Annotated in this window: 1 protein-coding gene; it reads right to left on the reverse strand. The window is 72.2% G+C overall.

What is annotated here, in order from left to right:
- Positions 1 to 238 precede the first annotated feature (238 nt).
- Positions 239 to 709, reverse strand: a 471-nt coding sequence (locus OO47_RS32995) for a FecCD family ABC transporter permease (protein WP_030223546.1), incomplete at its 5' end; no start/stop codon positions are given.

The following is a 709-nucleotide window of genomic DNA, read 5'->3' on the forward strand; positions in this document are numbered from 1 at the left end:
CCGTTCGAGCGCCTCGTCGACGATCCGCCGGTCGCGCTCGGTGAGCGCGTCGAAGCGGCCGCGGAACGGGGTGCGACCGAGTTCCACGACCTGGCGGACGGTGACCTGGTGGTGGGCGGCCACGTCCTGCTCGACGACGGCGAGCCGTCGGGCCAGCACCCGGCGGCCGAGGTCGCTCAGGCTGGTGTCGTCATAACGGACGGTTCCGGTCTCGGGCTTCCGCAGCCCCGCGAGCAGATCAGGCCTCCAGACGCTTCAGGACCAGCGCGAACGCGGGCGCGCCGAGGAGGGCGGTGATGACGCCGGCGGGCAGTTCGTGGGGGGCGAACGCCGTCCGCGCGAACACGTCGACCCAGACGAGGAAGACGGCGCCGGTGATCGCGGACAGGGGGAGCAGGGAACGGTGCGTCGGGCCCGTCACGATGCGGACGCCGTGCGGGATGAGGAGTCCGATGAAGCCGATCGCTCCGGAGGCGGCCACGGCGGCGGCAGTGATGACCGAGGTCAGCACCATCAGCCAGATCCGGGCCGCGGTGACGTTGATGCCCAGGGCCGTCGCGGAGTCCCACCCGAAGGTGAAGGCGTCGAGGGCGGGCGCGAAGAACTGGATGGCGACGACCCCGGCCAGGATGATCAGGACGGTGACGGTCACCCCCTCCCACCGGGCGCCGCCGAGGGTGCCGAGCAGCCAGTAGGTGAAGCCGCGGGT

It is taken from the genome of Streptomyces bikiniensis (assembly GCF_000716625.1).
Classification (GTDB): domain Bacteria; phylum Actinomycetota; class Actinomycetes; order Streptomycetales; family Streptomycetaceae; genus Streptomyces; species Streptomyces bikiniensis.